This is a genomic window from Clostridium sp., from assembly GCF_030532265.1.
Classification (GTDB): Bacteria; Bacillota; Clostridia; order Clostridiales; family Clostridiaceae; genus Clostridium.
In genome coordinates this window covers 59879-75251 of the sequence record NZ_JAUNLM010000002.1, presented here as the reverse complement: position 1 = coordinate 75251, position 15373 = coordinate 59879, and the positions used below count along the sequence as shown (strand labels likewise).

Sequence of the window (15373 nt, the reverse complement as noted above, 5' to 3'; positions counted from 1 at the left end):
TTTCCATAATATATCCTTTAATGTAAATTATTATAAATATTATAATTTAAAATTTTAATTTTGTCGAAATATTTATAGATAAAATCAATAAAAGTAATATAATTATTGAATTAATGAATTATTCATTTTTGTAAAACCATGTTAAAATTTCTATTATAAGGGGGATATAACTATGAATTTAAAAAATGAAAAATTACGTATTATTTTAGCAGGAATTATTATAGGATTAATTGCTGTATCACTAGTATTAATGGGAAATCCAGCAAATATGGGATTTTGTATTGCATGTTTTTTAAGAGATACCGCTGGGGCCCTTGGCTTGCATAGAGCAGAAGCCGTTCAATATATAAGACCAGAAATTATAGGATTAGTTTTAGGTGCTTTTATTATTTCACTTACTAAAAAAGAGTTTTTACCAAGAGGTGGCTCTTCACCAATTACTAGATTTATATTAGGATTTTTTATTATGATTGGTTGTTTAATGTTTTTAGGTTGTCCTTTTAGAATGATTCTTCGTATTGCAGGTGGTGACTTAAATGCAATCTTTGGTCTTATAGGTCTTATTCTTGGAATTCTTTTAGGAATTTATTTCTTAAACAAAGGATATTCTTTAAAAAGAACTTATAAATTAACACCTCTTGAAGGTTCAATAGTTCCAATTGTTCAAATTGTTCTTTTAATACTTCTTATAGCCGCTCCAACATTTATTTTATTTACACCTGCTGGTAAAGGTCCTGGAGCAAAACATGCCGCTATTTTAATTTCTCTTACAGCAGGAGTTATTGTAGGAATTCTAGCACAAAGAACTAGACTTTGTATGGTTGGTGGTATTAGAGATTTAGTCCTATTTGGTCAATGGAATATGCTATATGGATTTATTTCTATATTGATATCTGCTTTTGTTATGAGCTTAATTGTTGGTGGTTTTAATCCAGGTTTTACAGGTCAACCAGTTGCACATACCGATGGCCTTTGGAATATGCTAGGGATGGTTTTAACAGGTTTCGGTTCTGTTCTTTTAGGTGGATGTCCACTTAGACAACTTATATTAACAGGTGAAGGTAATACAGATTCAGCCATAACTGTAATCGGTTTAATAGTAGGTGCAGCTTTTGCTCATAATTTTGCTTTAGCATCTTCAGCAAAAGGACCTACATTAAATGGTAAGTTAGCTGTAATAATTGGATTTATAATAATGCTTATAATTGCAATTTATAATACAAAAAAACAAAAAGCTTAGGAGGGTAATTATGATTGATGCAAGAGGACGCTCATGTCCAGAACCAGTTCTTATATTAAAAAAAGCTCTACAATCAAATGAAGATAATTATACTATACTTGTTGATTGTCAACCTGCTCTTGAAAATATAACTCGTTTTGCTAATTCTAAAAATTATAAAGTATTTTACGAAGAAAATAATGGAGAGTATAAAATTGAACTTAGAAAAAACTAAATGTAATACAAATACATATATAGCTACATTCTTTTCACATTTTGGAGCAATAAGGTTTAAAAAAATTTATGAAAAAGAATTTTTAGAAATGATAATAATGCCTGTTCCAAGAGATTTAAGTTCATCTTGTGGAACTTGTGTTAAATTTAAAAAAGAATACTTATGTTGTGATAATTTAAAGCATAATGATGAAATTGAACAAATAGTTCAATTAATTGATAAAAAATATAAAACTATATATAAAGCTGAAAATATTTAAATAAAATAAGAATTGCTTAAGTTTAAGTAATTCTTATTTTATTATAAACCGAAAACTAATAAATAATTCTTATTATTTACTATTGATTTTTAATTGTATTAATGTTTAAATTTAATTGTATAGATTCAATCAAATAAAAATAAATTACTAACTTAATTTTAACTTATAAATAAACTATGGAAAGGAGTATGCTATGGAAAATAATAATGTTAAACCTGAAATAATGGATAAATTAACTAAAGTTTGTGTATGTAAGGCTATAAATAGAGCAACAATTAAAGATGCAATAAGAAATGGAGCTAAGTCTATATCTGAAGTTAAAGAAGCAACTGGTGCCGGAACAGGATGTTGTGGTGGTGCTAGGTGTGTATTTAAAATACAAGAATTAATAGACAAATATAATGAAGGCGAATACAAATAAATTCCTCGAATTAAATCTTTCCTATTGCTAAAACTATTAGTGTTAGGAAAGGAGGAATTACTTATGCCTAAACAACCTAAAAGTGCCGTAAACAATCAATGGATATCAACTCCAGTAGAAGTTAATGGTGTTCCCGCATCTAAAAGAGAACCTAAAACAGAGGGAAATAACCAATGGACTTCAACTAACAAAAACCCAATGAAATAATAAAAATAAGCCATAACTTTTTGTTATGGCTTATTTTGTTATATAATTACTATTTATTTTCTTCACAATATTTTTCTATAGCATTTGCAACTATTTTAGCATGTGAAACTGCTTGAACTACTGTTTTAGCACCTGTAACAACATCCCCTGAAGCAAAGACACCCTTTCTTGTTGTATGTCCTTCTTCATCTGTTATTACAAGTCCCCATTTATTAGTTTCTAACTTAGTTGTACTTGAAACTATGACTGATCTTGGTTCTTGACTTATAGCAACTATTGTTGAATCACATGATATGAATTCTTCTTGTCCATCTAAAGTTCTTGTTTGAATTTTTCCATCTACTTCTACATTTTCAGTTTTAACAAATTTAATTCCATCTTCTAATATTTCAACTGGAGCTCTAAATAATTTAAACTCTACTCCATCTTCTTTAGCTTCTTCTATTTCCTTTTTAGTTGCTGTCATTTGATCAAAATGCTTTCTATAAACTATGTACACATTTTTTGCACCATTTCTCTTTGCTGTTCTTGCAGCATCCATAGCCACATTTCCAGCTCCTATAACACAAACTGTATCTCCTAAGTTATAAACATCTGGTGCTTTTAAATAATCAATTGCATAATGAACATTTCCTAAAGTTTCACCTTTTATATTTAACTTTTTAGCATTCCATACACCAGTTCCAATAAATACAGCTTTATATCCGTCTTCAAATAATCTATCTAAAGTTATAACTGGTCCTATCATTATATTAGGTCTTATTTTCACACCAAGTTCTACTAATTTTTCTTCATATTTATCAACTAATGAATTCGGTAGTCTATATTCTGGTATACCATATCTTAATACTCCACCTATTTTTTCATGAGCTTCAAATATAGTAACTTTAAAACCCCTTTCAGCTAAAGTAAAAGCTATTGTTATTCCCGCTGGTCCTCCACCAATTATAGCAATTCTATCTTTAGTCCCATTAATTTTATCTAATTTTATATTATTTAAATAATTTTTTGATATTTCTTCTTCTATTTCATAGAAAGGAATTGGTTCACTTTTTATTCCTCTTATACAATTTCCTGCACACTGATCTTCATGAGGGCAAACTATGGCACATATAGCTGATAATGGATTGTTTTCAAATAAAATCTTTCCAGCTTCATTAAATCTTTCTTCCCTATAAAGTTCTATAATTTCAGGAATAGGCGTACTTATAGGACAAAATTCTTTACATCTAGGTTTTTTACATAACAAACATCTATTTGCTTCTTCTTTTAAAAATAAATTCATGACGTCCTCCCAAAAAAGTTAATCTTTTTTAAATCTTTTTTATACTATATTATCATTATGAGAAAAAAACAAGTGATTTTATTACATTATCTATAAAAAAGTTATGTTATAATCTTTAAAGAATTATTTTGAAGGGAGCTAATATAAATGGCTAGTAAATTCTATTTACATAAATTAAGCAAAAAGGCAAAAGCTGAGCAAGGTAGACCTTGGATATATACAGATGAAATAAAAGAATATGATGGAGAATATAAAAATGGAGATATTGTTGAAGTTTATAATCATAAACATTATTTCATAGGAAAAGGCTACATAAATGATGCAAGTAAAATTGCAATAAGAATAATGACAAGAGATTTAAATGAAGAAATAAACGAAGATTTTTTCAAAAAAAGATTTAAAGCCGCTTGGGATTATAGAAAAACTGTAATTGATACTTCTTCATGTAGATTTATATTTGGTGAAGCAGATTTTCTTCCTGGTCTTACTATAGATAAATTTGAAGATTATTACGTTATTCAAATTTCTACTTTAGGTATGGATAAATATAGAGACGTTATCGTTAAAATATTAATTGAAGAATATGGTGCTAAAGGAGTTTATGAAAGAAGTGACCTTAAAACTAGAGAGATTGAAGGACTTGAACAAACAAAAGGATTTTTAACAGAACCTTTTGATACAAATGTTCAAATTATTGAAAATGGAGTTAAATATATTGTTGATTTAGAAAACGGACAAAAAACAGGTTTCTTTTTAGATCAAAAAGAAAATAGAGCAGCAATACATAGAATTTGCAAGGGCAAGGATGTTTTAGACTGCTTTACTCATACTGGATCATTTGCCCTTAATGCTGGAATAGCCGGTGCTAAATCAGTTCTTGGTATAGATGTTTCACAACACGCTGTTGATTGTGCAACTAAAAATGCAGAGCTTAATAATCTTCAAGATACAGTAAAATTTGAATGTCATAATGCTTTTGATGTATTACCTTCATGGTCAAAAGAAGGTAAAAAATTTGATGTTGTAATACTTGATCCACCTGCATTTACTAAATCAAGAAATACTATAAATGGAGCAAAAAGAGGATATAAGGAGATAAATCTTAGAGGTCTTAAAATGGTTAAAGAAGGCGGTTATTTTGTAACTTGTTCATGTTCTCATTATATGTCTGAAGAACTTCTTAAAACTACCATAGCAGATGCAGCCCATGATGCTCACAGAACATTAAGACAAATAGAATTTAGAACTCAATCATCAGATCACCCAATACTTTGGAATTCAGATGAATCATATTACCTAAAATTTTTCGTATTCCAAGTTATTTAAATTTATATTAATGAATTAAAAGGCTGTACAAATTGTTAATATATTTTCTTTTAAATATTTAATTTGTTAAATTTAAACTTTAATTGTTAACCTCCCAAATATTGAATATAAATATAGATAGATATATAATAAAATTAATGATTAACGAATAATAATTATCCGACATAAATATTTGATTTAATCTTAGGAGGAGTTTATGATGAAAAGTTTAAAAGGTACTAAAACAGCTGAAAATTTAATGAAATCTTTTGCAGGAGAATGTCAAGCAAGAACAAGATATACTTATTTTGCTAGTGCTGCATTAAAAGAAGGATATCGTCAAATTTCAAATATATTTATGGAAACTGCTGAAAATGAAAAAGAACATGCTAAAAGATTCTATAAATTTTTAAAAGATGACTTCCAAGGTGAAGGAATTGAAATAAATGCAGCTTATCCAGTAGAATTACCTACTGATACTAAGACAAACTTAATATATGCAGCAGAAGGGGAACATGATGAAAATTCAAACCTTTATCCTACATTTGCTAAAATAGCTGATGAAGAAGGGTTCCCTGAAATTGCCACTGCATTTAGAATGATTGCTAAAGCTGAAATCGCTCATGAAATGAGATATAGAAAATTAGCTGCAAATATAGATCAAGGTATTGTATTTAAGAGAGAATCTAAAGATACATTATGGAAATGCGGAAATTGTGGCTTCATATTTGAAGGTGCTGAAGCTCCATTAAAATGTCCAGCTTGCTTACATCCACAAGAATTCTTTGAATTATTTGTTGAAAACTACTAAAATAAATATAAAAGCCATTAGAGAAATTTCCCTAATGGCTTTTTTTAATTAAAAAAGTTATTTAATTCATCATCAGAATCCCAAGCAAAACAATGTTTTGGATATCCAAGCTTAGTTGACTTTCCTACCTTTAAGAATAACTTTTTTATATTGCTATTTAGAAAATCATCTCTTATTAATTCTAAAATATCTGTTATCCTTTCTCTGTAAACCTTTTTATCAATTTTTAAAGGCTCTCCCCAAGCTGCAATTATTACATCGCTATCAGAAATACATGTCCTTATTACTTCGTCATTTTTATTTATACTATCTAAGTATCCTTCTTTATTTAAATTATTTTCATATGAAGAAAATAAATTAACTATAGAAATACTTTTTATTCCCTTTTCAAAATAATCAAAATGCTTATCATTAATAAAGCTTATTATTCTTCTTAAAAATCTTATACAGATTCTTGAGTTTGCCTTTTTAGGATAACTTGATATTATAAGAATATTTGAACCACTATCTGATAATTCAACTTCTATTTTGTAACAATTTTCTTCTGAAGAGTCTTCAATTATATTTATATTTTTCTTTTTAAAAAATTTAGGAAAACTATCCCTACCCATGCCTTTCCCCTTATTTAATTACTTTGTAAATTAATACTTAATTTACTGTATAATATGACCATCTATATATTCTGGTACAATATCAGTAATATTTTTTTTCATAGCATATTCTACATCTTCAATTAATCCTAATTGTTTCATTACACCATAATGTCTTGCATCCTTTATAAAATTTTGAAAACTTTTATTATTTTCATAAATATAATTAGCTGTTTTTGCTACATCAGTTAAATATAAATTTTCATTTATACTCATCATTTCATTTATTATATAACCACCACATATAAAATCATCCATTGAAAATTCCCCATTTGTTCCTGCATTAATTATTGTAACATCTTCCCCAATTTCCATAAGTTTTCTAGCAACTGCACCTCCATTTATTACAGAAGCTACAAAAATTCTTTTTGCACTCTTACATTCAGTTAATGCTCTAGTTCCATTTGTCGTTGTTATTATAACTGTTTTATCTTTAACAACACCTTCTGTATATTCTAATGGAGAATTAGATAAATCAAATCCTTCTATTTTCATAGCTCGTCTTTCTCCACCTAAAACAAACTCATCTCTATTAAATTTTTTTCCTTCATTTAACGCATCATCAACTGTAAGGCATGGTATAACTTCTCTACATCCATTCATAAATGCTGTAGTTATTACAGTAGTTGCTCTTAACATATCAATAACAATTACCACCTTATCTTTAACCTTACTTTCGTCTATATTATCTGCTGAAATAATAACATCTATATTCATATTTATTTCCATCCTCACTTTTATTTTAACAATGCAAAAAAGCCCTTTGGGCTTTCTTGCTATTTTTTATTACTTTTCAAAATCTTTACCTTGATATATTTCATTATCAACTAATGCTTTATCTATGGCATTTAAAACTTCCCACTTCTTAAGACTCCACATTGGTCCTATTAAAAGATCCCTTGGAGCATCTCCTGTAAGTCTATGTACAACCATTTCTTCTGGAATCATAGATATTCCTTTACATATTAAATCTATATAATCATCTTGTGATAAAAATTCTAATTCTCCTCTTTCGTATAACTTCACCATAGGAGTATTTTTCATTAAATGTAACAAGTGAAATTTTATTCCCTTAGATCCAGTTTTACTTATGTATTTAACCGTATTTAACATATCATCTTTAGTCTCGCCTGGAAGTCCAAATATACAATGAGTTACAAAATCAATATTTCTTTTCTTTAATCTATAAATTGCATCTTCATATACATCTAACTTATATCCTCTATTTATTTTTCTTGCAGTTTCATCTGAAACTGTTTGAAGACCAAGTTCTACCCAAACATATACATCCTTATTTATTTCTTCTAAAAGATCTAAAACATCTTCGCCTAAGCAATCAGGTCTAGTGGCAATAGCAAGAGCAACAACTCCTTCTTGCTTTATTGCTTCCTTATACTTTTCTCTTAATTCATCAACTGGAGCATACGTGTTAGTAAAAGCCTGAAAATAAGCTATATATTTTCCTTCTTTCCACTTTTTATTCATCATTTCTTTTATATCACAAAATTGTTTTCCTATTGATAACACTCTATTTCCAGCATAATCGCCTGAACCACTTTCACTACAAAAAAGACATCCACCTTTACTTATAGTTCCATCTCTATTGGGACAAGAAAAACCTCCATCTAATGATATTTTAAATACTTTTTCATTAAATTTATTTCTTAAAAAATAATTTAAGCTATGATACCTCTTACCATTCCATTCTTTCACAATGATTTCCTCCAAATTGTTTATATCCTTTATAAATATAATATCATATGTGAAAATTTATTTCTCAATGGTTTTATTTAATATTCTATATTTTATTCATCTCTTCTTTAACAAGATCTATAGTATACTTTCCTAATATTTCTTGAGATATATTATTTTTATCTCCAACAGGTATAACATTTATTATAAGTTCTGTTTTTGTTGCCATTTCATAAATTATACTATACTTATCCATTGGAAATAACTTTTCAAATTCTATTGATAACAATCTTCCATCAGGATTTTTATAAATTTTTAATCCAGTTCCTTTTTGGCCCTTTTTAGTATATTGAACTAATAAATCTCCATCACCTTCAGTAAAAATAATATCTTCTATTTTACTATCTCTTAAAATATCATAACATATTATTTTTTGAGCTGTTGGTTTCTCAAATATCTCTTTTAATGTTTTATCATCAACGCCCTGAGAATTTGTACCTGAATCCTGAGCTATACTCTCGCCAATACTAGCCATTGATGGCTTTTCCTGTTCAACTGTAGCAATGCCTATTAAACTATCCTTTTCATCAGTTGTAGCAAATCCTATTTTTCCACCAATATAACTAATACCTAAAGAAGAAAATTTATTCCTTGGTATTTTTTCTTTTTTTATAGGTGGTGTAATATCTTTAGGATAAATATTTGTTGGTAAATCATTTAATCTAAAAATTAATTCATCACTTCCAGCTCCATTTATAACTGATCTTAAATTATCCTTATCAACATATACCTCTTTTATATTCTCACTCTTAACATCTGATACTTTATATTCTCCATCTTCCTTTGCAACTTGTAATGTAACTGTATCTAAACTTGCATTTAATGTATTTTTACTATTTCTTGCACAAATATATTCAATATATGCACTACCTCCAGTTTCCACTAAATTACCTACTAAAAAAGAAAGTATAGGCATATCAGATAAATCTTTAACTTTATTTTGTGATGCAAGACTTGAAGTTGACATAGAATTAGCACCTTCAATATCATTTCTTTTAAGACATTCTAAATATCTTGTTGCAACCTTTTTAGACAATTGAACATTAAATTGGTTTTCTGAATCCTTTTGACTAATATTTTTATTACATCCTACTATACATAAGATTAAAATCATAAAAATAGCTAAAACTCTTTTTTTATTCAAAATGAAGTTACCTCCTTATATTCATATATTTATAATTAGTTTTCCTTAGAAAATATACCTTATTCACTTATAAATAGAATAAATCTTAAGTTTAGCTTGTATATTTGTTATTAAGAATAATTTTATTTAAGGAGGTAACACTTTGAAAAAAGAGTTAATTAAAATATTTCAAGTTGCAGTTGTTTTTATTGGTACAGTTGTTGGTGCTGGACTTGCTTCTGGAAAAGAAATAACTCAATTTTTCACTTCATTTGGTGTAATGAGTTTTATATCAATAATAATTTGTGGAATATTTTATATTGCCATGGGAACTATAATTTCAAAAATTGGTATGAAATACAAACTAAAATCTTATGGAGATGTAATACATAAGATAAGTCCAAACTTTTTTGGAAAAATTACTGGTGGAATAACAACTATTTACTTAATATCGAGCGCATCTATAATTCTTGCTGGAAGTGGTGCTCTTATTAATCAGTTTTTTGGTCTTCCAAAAATAGTTGGAACATTAATTATGATGGGTATAGCTATTTTTTTCCTATTTAGAGGAACTAATGGACTAATTGAAGTAAATTCTTTTATTGTTCCAACTCTTATATTTACAATAACTACAATAACGATACTTTATTTTATCCTATGTAGAGATCTTATAACTTTTGATAATATATTATCTTTTGAGGCTCCAAAAGATAAAGGATTAGTATTATCAACAATTTTATATGCAGGATATAATATTTTATGCTGTAGTGGTGTTCTTGTTCCTTTAAGTACTAGAATCAAAAATACCAAAACTATGACATTAGGAGTTGTTTCTGGTGCTTTAGGCTTAACAATTCTTTGTCTCATGATAAATTTACTTCTAACTATAAATCAACCTTATATTTATCAATATGAAATTCCATTATTATTTGTATCCCAACGCTTTAGCTATATATTGCAAGCATTATTACTTATGGTTATATTATTAGAAATGTTCTCGACTGAAGTATCTGATGTTTATTCAATAAGCAAAACATTAGAAGAAATATTTAAAATGAATTTTAAAAAGTCTGTTATCTTAGTAATTTTTATAGCATTCCCAATATCTCTTTTAGGATTTGGAAATTTAATTTCTACACTTTATCCATTGTTCGGATTTTTAAGTCTTATATTTGTATTTCAATGTGTTAAGTTTTATTTAAAAAATAGAACTTATTTAAATAGCTAAAAAATAAGCACTAGAATATATACTAGTGCTTATTTTTTTTAATTATTATTTTAATTCCGCTATTCTTGTTACTCCTACATATATTTCAGATATTTTATACCAAGTTCTGTAATCAACAATACCTGTTTGTGGTAATCCAAATACACTTTGAAAAACCTTAACTTGATTTTGTGTCCTACTGCCATAAATTCCATCTTGAGCTACCTTTGGAATTAAAGGATAGTTTGTAGCTATCCTATTTAAATATTCTTGTGTTACTCTAACAGGCTCTCCTCTTGAACCTACAGTTAAATCATAACCTGGATAAGATTTAGGACTTCCTTTTACTACTTCTGCTGTTGTAAGTTCTATATTGTTTCCATAATAAAATTTTAAAATATCATAAGGTGTTCTTCCTTGATCACCTAATTCCTTACTTCCCCATTGAGTTAACCATCCAGGACAACTAACATTTTTTCCATCACAATACTGAGTTAAAAGCGGTTGTTTTCTTCCTATTCTTCTTACATATGTTGAGAATATCTCATCTACTATATTGCTAATATTATCATATATATTTCTTCCATAACTAAAAGCATGATCATAAGCAGTTGAATTTGTTATATCGAAGTTCTTACCTTTTGACCTGTACCACTCTGTGTAAATTCTGTTTAAAGTAAATGATATTATACAAAAAACATTAGCTCTTATGGTATTACTTGACCAAGTTGAATATATCTCACTTGATGCAACATTTTTTATATAATCTCTATATAATACTCTACGATTTACACCATATGAATTTGGTGTTCCTTCATGAACAATTATAAATTCTGGTACAACTGGCTTTGGAAGAACTACTCCACTTGATGGTGGTGGTAATTCCTTCTCTACATCCTCAGGTATCTTCCTTGGAAAATCTCCAACAAGTCTATTAGGTTGTACAACTATTACTTCTTGTCTACTTGCTCTACTTGTATTAATTTGATTTAAGTTGCAAACTTGAAATGCAGTTTCTACAGGATATATTTGACATCCTCTTACTATAAATGTTTCAAATCCATTTCTCTCAACCTTTATATCACATAAACTATATGGTATTCCACCTGATGGAGATTGAGAATTTTCTAAAGGTGGTGTTTCAAGCTCTATAGTTTGAGTTTTTCCAGAAGAATCTGTTACTAATTCAACAATTTTTTCATTACCATCATTAGTTGTTATAGTTGCCTTACAACCATCTAACGGAATAAAGCTATCGCCATTAAAACATTGTAATCTTAATCGACCCTTTTCAGCCATTAATTACTCCTTAATATTACTTTATAAATAGATTATGCTTTAATGTTTATATTTGTGAAATTATTTATTAGGCTTTCTTACAAACATATCACCAACATAAAACTCACTATATCCTCTACTTCTTATATTATCAAATAATCCTTTCATACTAATCATTCCATATCCCCACTGTCTATTAGGATAAGTATCTCCTTCTCTCTTTTCAGATCCTCTTATTATATAAGTTTTCATTTTCACAGAATACATAGCTGGATCATTTCCATCAATTATTCCCCATTGAAGAAGCAATGCGCAACAGCCTGCTAAAACAGCTCCTCCAATTGAAGACCCAGATGCAACCTTAGTCCCTCCACCAGGTACAAGTACAGTAGCATTTATTCCTCCACATGCAATATCTGGTTTAACTCTTCCATCTCTAGTATTTCCTCTTCCTGACTTTCCAACTGATGCATTATTATTTTGATTATAATAACCTGAAACTATAGCCATTTCTGCTGTTGAAGGTAACATAAGTGTAGTATATTGACTTGGATTTAAAAATTTAGTTTCTGGAGCTAATAATTCTCTTTGTGGTATCCATGCATTATATCCACCATTAACTAAATAATCTCCTATTAACCTAAATTGCCATATACCCTCTCTTAAATTTTCCATTTTTATTCTTATTAATTCATCTCCAGTTATTTCTTCTGGAATAAAATATTGTATAGACATTTTGGTTCCTTCAAAAACAAATCTAACTTCTTCAATTTGTCCAAGCCTTGCTGGTATTTTATCAATAAATTCTCCAGAAGGTGAAACTATTGATAAAGATATTTTATCAGGTTTATTACACCATATTTCCATATATAGCTCTTGCTGTCTTCTATCAACACTAAGTTCAATTGTTTTTATATCTCCAGTTGATTCTAATTTACCTGATGTATGAGTATCAGAATCTCCTTCATTTCCAGTGCAAGCAACCACCGCAAGTCCTCTCCTTTTTGAAGCATCTCCTATAAATCTTTCAAGTATAGATGTTCCATCATGAGAACCTACATTAGTCCCAGCTGGTATATATATTACAACAGGTACATTTAGTTGTCGTGCCTTATTTAATATAAATCTTATTCCAAGTATTAAATCAACATTTTCATATCTTCCAACACCACTATTAGTTACTCCAAAATTTCTAAGATAGGTTTCAGAAGCCTCTCTTAACTTTACAATTGTAAAATTACAATCTGGGGCTGCACCAATTATTTCTTCACTCTCTCTACCTCTTGCTCCAATTATTCCAGCAACCATAGTCCCATGCCCTATTTCATCCCTACTATTAACTATAGAATATGGATCTCCACCTGAAAGACCTGCATTTATTGCATCATTTATCTGATTTTCCGAAAACTCAACTCCATAATTAAAACTACTAGGTGCTTTTCCATCTTCTATAGATTGATCCCATAAATAAGATATTCTTGTTGTGTTATCTTCTCTCATAAATTCTTTATTCATATAATCTATACCACTATCTATTATTCCAACCATAACACCTCTTCCATTTAAAGAAAGGTATGGATTATCATGAAATAACGTAGCTCCAGATGCTTCAACTGGAGAAACATCATTTAAAGTATATACTGGAGATGCTTCTACATAAACAATTTCACTAGTTGTATCTACTATCCTCTTTAAATCACTTTCTAAAACATCTATTACAGCAAAATTTTCATCTAAAATAATTAAATTTACATCTGGATATTTTGATAATGCTGCTTCTAAATCTCCAACATACTCAACAATTTTTCTTATTCTCTTAATTTGTCTATTCTGTGCTGGAATATTTAAATCATTTCTTAATATTTCAAATGAATTAAATGCACAAATAGTTCCATAACCCCATAAAGAACTAGGATAAGTTATGCTAGGTCTATCTCTTTTAGCTCCTCTTACTAAATAATTTTTAAGTCTTTCCCCAAATAAAAATGTATCATTTCCATTAACTATTCCCCATTGCATAAGTAATGCAGCTATACCAGCAACATGTGGTGTAGCCATAGAAGTTCCACTTTTTGAATCAAATGTATTAAATGGTACTGGTGCTATAATTCCTTCACCTGGCGCTATTATATCCGGTTTTATAAATGATGTATTTCGAATTTTACCTCTTCCACTAAAAGGAGATATTGTATTAGTTAAATAATTATAACTTCCTACTGATATAACATTCTGAACTGTTGCTGGTATTCCTAATGTATTAAAAAGAGTTGGCTTTAAAAACTTTGTGTTAGTATTTAATCCTTCTCTAATAGGAAGCCATATATCATAATATCCCCTATACTCATTTACAACCTTTATTTTTATCTTCCATTCACCATTTATCAAATAAAATCCACCTGCTATAAAAGCTATAGTTATCTCCCCAACTAAATCAAAAGGCTTGGGGCCAGATGCATATATTACTATTCTATCTCCATCTAAATAAATTTCATTAAGACCATTATTAATTAATATTTCTCCACTACTTTTACCAGTTGGATTTGTAATTTGAATAGATAGTTTAGGCAATATATCCTTATAAATAGCTAACTCAACATAAGGTTCATCTTCTTCAACATTTATAGAAATCTCTTGCTCATCTCTAAGTTCTCCACCAACATGGTGTGCTGCATCTCCTTCATTTCCAGCCGCAACAACAACAGTTATTCTTTCTAAGTCACAAACTGTACTTATATATTTTTCTAATAATGAATTTCCATTATGAGCTCCATCATTTGTACTTAAACTTATATTAACAACTAATGGCATATTCAATTCTTTACTCTTATCAACTAAAAATTTAATTCCCCTAAGTATTTGAGTACTTAAAGCAAATCTACCTCTATTTGCCTTTACCATTATTATTGAACTTTTTGGAGCAACTCCATAATTATTTTGTGGAATATTCCCACCTGCGCAAGCTATTCCAGCAACATGTGTACCATGCTCTATTACATCTATTGATGGAACTATATTAGTTGGATCCACACTATTTATAGCTTCATTTATTTGATTTTTATTATATACTTTACCATCTAAACTTAAATCATATATATATTCAATTCTTGTAGTCCCATCTTCATTTCTAAATGCTGGATGCATGTAATCTATTCCTGTATCTATAAATCCTATAACTACTCCAGTACCATCAACATCATAACTTCCTCTAACTCTTTGAACACATGCAGCTCTATTACTACTAGAATCTGATATATATAACTCTTTTGGTAATTCAATATATTGTATTGTTTTATATTGTTCTAATTGATATAACTTATCCACAGGTACAGTTACTATTCCATAACCATATCCCAAATTTTCATATTTTCCTCCTAAGTTATCCACAATTTGTGAAATATTATCCACATTATCCCCACTAATTATTATAACTTCAATTAAATTTTGTCCTTCAACAACTTTACCTTTGAAATTATTAATTCTATTAATTATATCTTTAGTTAATGATCTATATTTTCCTAGTGAATAATTTATATTATTTTCCAATATATATTTCACCTCAAAATTATTTATATAATTAGTATAATATGGACTTACTATGTTTTTTGATATAAAAAAAGTGCA

At 28.4% G+C, this 15373-nt stretch carries 15 protein-coding genes; 8 read left to right on the top strand and 7 right to left on the bottom strand.

All coding sequences use genetic code 11. The annotated features are described in order from the left end of the window. The first annotated feature begins 172 nt into the window (after positions 1–172). The 5 genes from yedE (at position 173) to Q4E08_RS01285 (ending at position 2341) form a co-directional block, all read left to right on the top strand. Positions 173–1240 (top strand): YedE family putative selenium transporter, encoded by a 1068-nt coding sequence (gene yedE / locus Q4E08_RS01305; protein ID WP_303127330.1) that lies wholly within the window; start codon positions 173–175, stop codon positions 1238–1240. A 10-nt stretch (positions 1241–1250) separates the two neighbouring features. Next, on the top strand, positions 1251–1454 hold the full coding sequence (locus Q4E08_RS01300) for a sulfurtransferase TusA family protein (RefSeq protein ID WP_303127328.1): 204 nt from the start codon (positions 1251–1253) through the stop codon (positions 1452–1454). Further along, positions 1435–1713 (top strand): DUF3343 domain-containing protein, encoded by a 279-nt coding sequence (locus Q4E08_RS01295; protein WP_303127326.1) that lies wholly within the window; start codon positions 1435–1437, stop codon positions 1711–1713. The genes Q4E08_RS01300 and Q4E08_RS01295 overlap by 20 nt, the downstream gene beginning before the upstream one ends. Before the next feature lie 193 nt (positions 1714–1906). Further along, positions 1907–2134, top strand: coding sequence for a bacterioferritin-associated ferredoxin (locus Q4E08_RS01290; protein WP_303127324.1), 228 nt, complete (start codon positions 1907–1909; stop codon positions 2132–2134). A gap of 63 nt (positions 2135–2197) precedes the next feature. Then, positions 2198–2341, top strand: coding sequence for a hypothetical protein (locus Q4E08_RS01285; protein ID WP_303127322.1), 144 nt, complete (start codon positions 2198–2200; stop codon positions 2339–2341). A 49-nt stretch (positions 2342–2390) separates the two neighbouring features. Here the strand turns inward: Q4E08_RS01285 and Q4E08_RS01280 are convergent, their stop codons facing one another. Further along, positions 2391–3626, bottom strand: coding sequence for an NAD(P)-dependent oxidoreductase (locus Q4E08_RS01280; RefSeq protein WP_303127321.1), 1236 nt, complete (start codon positions 3624–3626; stop codon positions 2391–2393). 147 nt (positions 3627–3773) lie between these two features. Here Q4E08_RS01280 and Q4E08_RS01275 point away from each other — a divergent pair, with 147 nt between their 5' ends. Both Q4E08_RS01275 and rbr read left to right on the top strand, forming a co-directional pair. Further along, the gene (locus Q4E08_RS01275) at positions 3774–4952 is read left to right on the top strand and encodes a class I SAM-dependent rRNA methyltransferase (protein WP_303127319.1); all 1179 of its coding nucleotides are present in this window, start codon (positions 3774–3776) and stop codon (positions 4950–4952) included. A gap of 199 nt (positions 4953–5151) precedes the next feature. Beyond that, positions 5152–5742 carry a rubrerythrin gene (gene rbr / locus Q4E08_RS01270; RefSeq protein WP_303127464.1) on the top strand — a complete coding sequence of 197 codons (591 nt, stop codon included), beginning with the start codon at positions 5152–5154 and terminating at the stop codon, positions 5740–5742. 44 nt (positions 5743–5786) lie between these two features. On the opposite strand, the gene Q4E08_RS01265 is transcribed toward rbr, so the two are convergent. The 4 genes from Q4E08_RS01265 to Q4E08_RS01250 form a co-directional block, all read right to left on the bottom strand. Beyond that, complete coding sequence (locus Q4E08_RS01265; protein WP_303127318.1) at positions 5787–6353, bottom strand: DUF1643 domain-containing protein; 567 nt, start codon at positions 6351–6353, stop codon at positions 5787–5789. A 42-nt stretch (positions 6354–6395) separates the two neighbouring features. After that, positions 6396–7109, bottom strand: a complete 714-nt coding sequence (locus Q4E08_RS01260; protein ID WP_303127316.1) for a 2-phosphosulfolactate phosphatase family protein — start codon at positions 7107–7109, stop codon at positions 6396–6398. Positions 7110–7178: 69 nt separating this feature from the next. Continuing rightward, complete coding sequence (locus tag Q4E08_RS01255; protein WP_303127462.1) at positions 7179–8108, bottom strand: TIGR01212 family radical SAM protein; 930 nt, start codon at positions 8106–8108, stop codon at positions 7179–7181. Positions 8109–8190: 82 nt separating this feature from the next. Further along, positions 8191–9288 carry a hypothetical protein gene (locus tag Q4E08_RS01250; protein WP_303127314.1) on the bottom strand — a complete coding sequence of 366 codons (1098 nt, stop codon included), beginning with the start codon at positions 9286–9288 and terminating at the stop codon, positions 8191–8193. A gap of 142 nt (positions 9289–9430) precedes the next feature. Between Q4E08_RS01250 and Q4E08_RS01245 the strand changes: the two genes are divergently transcribed. Then, a complete protein-coding gene (locus tag Q4E08_RS01245) occupies positions 9431–10495 on the top strand; it encodes a GerAB/ArcD/ProY family transporter (RefSeq protein ID WP_303127312.1) in 1065 nt (354 codons plus the stop codon). A gap of 45 nt (positions 10496–10540) precedes the next feature. Here Q4E08_RS01245 and Q4E08_RS01240 read toward each other — a convergent pair whose 3' ends face one another. Both Q4E08_RS01240 and Q4E08_RS01235 read right to left on the bottom strand, forming a co-directional pair. Further along, positions 10541–11773 (bottom strand): peptidoglycan-binding protein, encoded by a 1233-nt coding sequence (locus Q4E08_RS01240; protein ID WP_303127310.1) that lies wholly within the window; start codon positions 11771–11773, stop codon positions 10541–10543. A gap of 60 nt (positions 11774–11833) precedes the next feature. After that, on the bottom strand, positions 11834–15295 hold the full coding sequence (locus tag Q4E08_RS01235) for a S8 family peptidase (protein WP_303127308.1): 3462 nt from the start codon (positions 15293–15295) through the stop codon (positions 11834–11836). Positions 15296–15373: the final 78 nt, after the last annotated feature.

Excerpts from the sequence above, each read along its gene's own strand:
- yedE (WP_303127330.1), top strand. The coding sequence starts at position 173 with ATGAATTTAAAAAATGAAAAATTACGTATTATTTTAGCAGGAATTATT.
- Q4E08_RS01265 (WP_303127318.1), bottom strand. The coding sequence starts at position 6,353 with ATGGGTAGGGATAGTTTTCCTAAATTTTTTAAAAAGAAAAATATAAAT.
- Q4E08_RS01285 (WP_303127322.1), top strand. The coding sequence starts at position 2,198 with ATGCCTAAACAACCTAAAAGTGCCGTAAACAATCAATGGATATCAACT.
- Q4E08_RS01290 (WP_303127324.1), top strand. The coding sequence starts at position 1,907 with ATGGAAAATAATAATGTTAAACCTGAAATAATGGATAAATTAACTAAA.
- Q4E08_RS01275 (WP_303127319.1), top strand. The coding sequence starts at position 3,774 with ATGGCTAGTAAATTCTATTTACATAAATTAAGCAAAAAGGCAAAAGCT.
- Q4E08_RS01260 (WP_303127316.1), bottom strand. The coding sequence starts at position 7,109 with ATGAATATAGATGTTATTATTTCAGCAGATAATATAGACGAAAGTAAG.
- Q4E08_RS01280 (WP_303127321.1), bottom strand. The coding sequence starts at position 3,626 with ATGAATTTATTTTTAAAAGAAGAAGCAAATAGATGTTTGTTATGTAAA.
- rbr (WP_303127464.1), top strand. The coding sequence starts at position 5,152 with ATGAAAAGTTTAAAAGGTACTAAAACAGCTGAAAATTTAATGAAATCT.
- Q4E08_RS01240 (WP_303127310.1), bottom strand. The coding sequence starts at position 11,773 with ATGGCTGAAAAGGGTCGATTAAGATTACAATGTTTTAATGGCGATAGC.
- Q4E08_RS01300 (WP_303127328.1), top strand. The coding sequence starts at position 1,251 with ATGATTGATGCAAGAGGACGCTCATGTCCAGAACCAGTTCTTATATTA.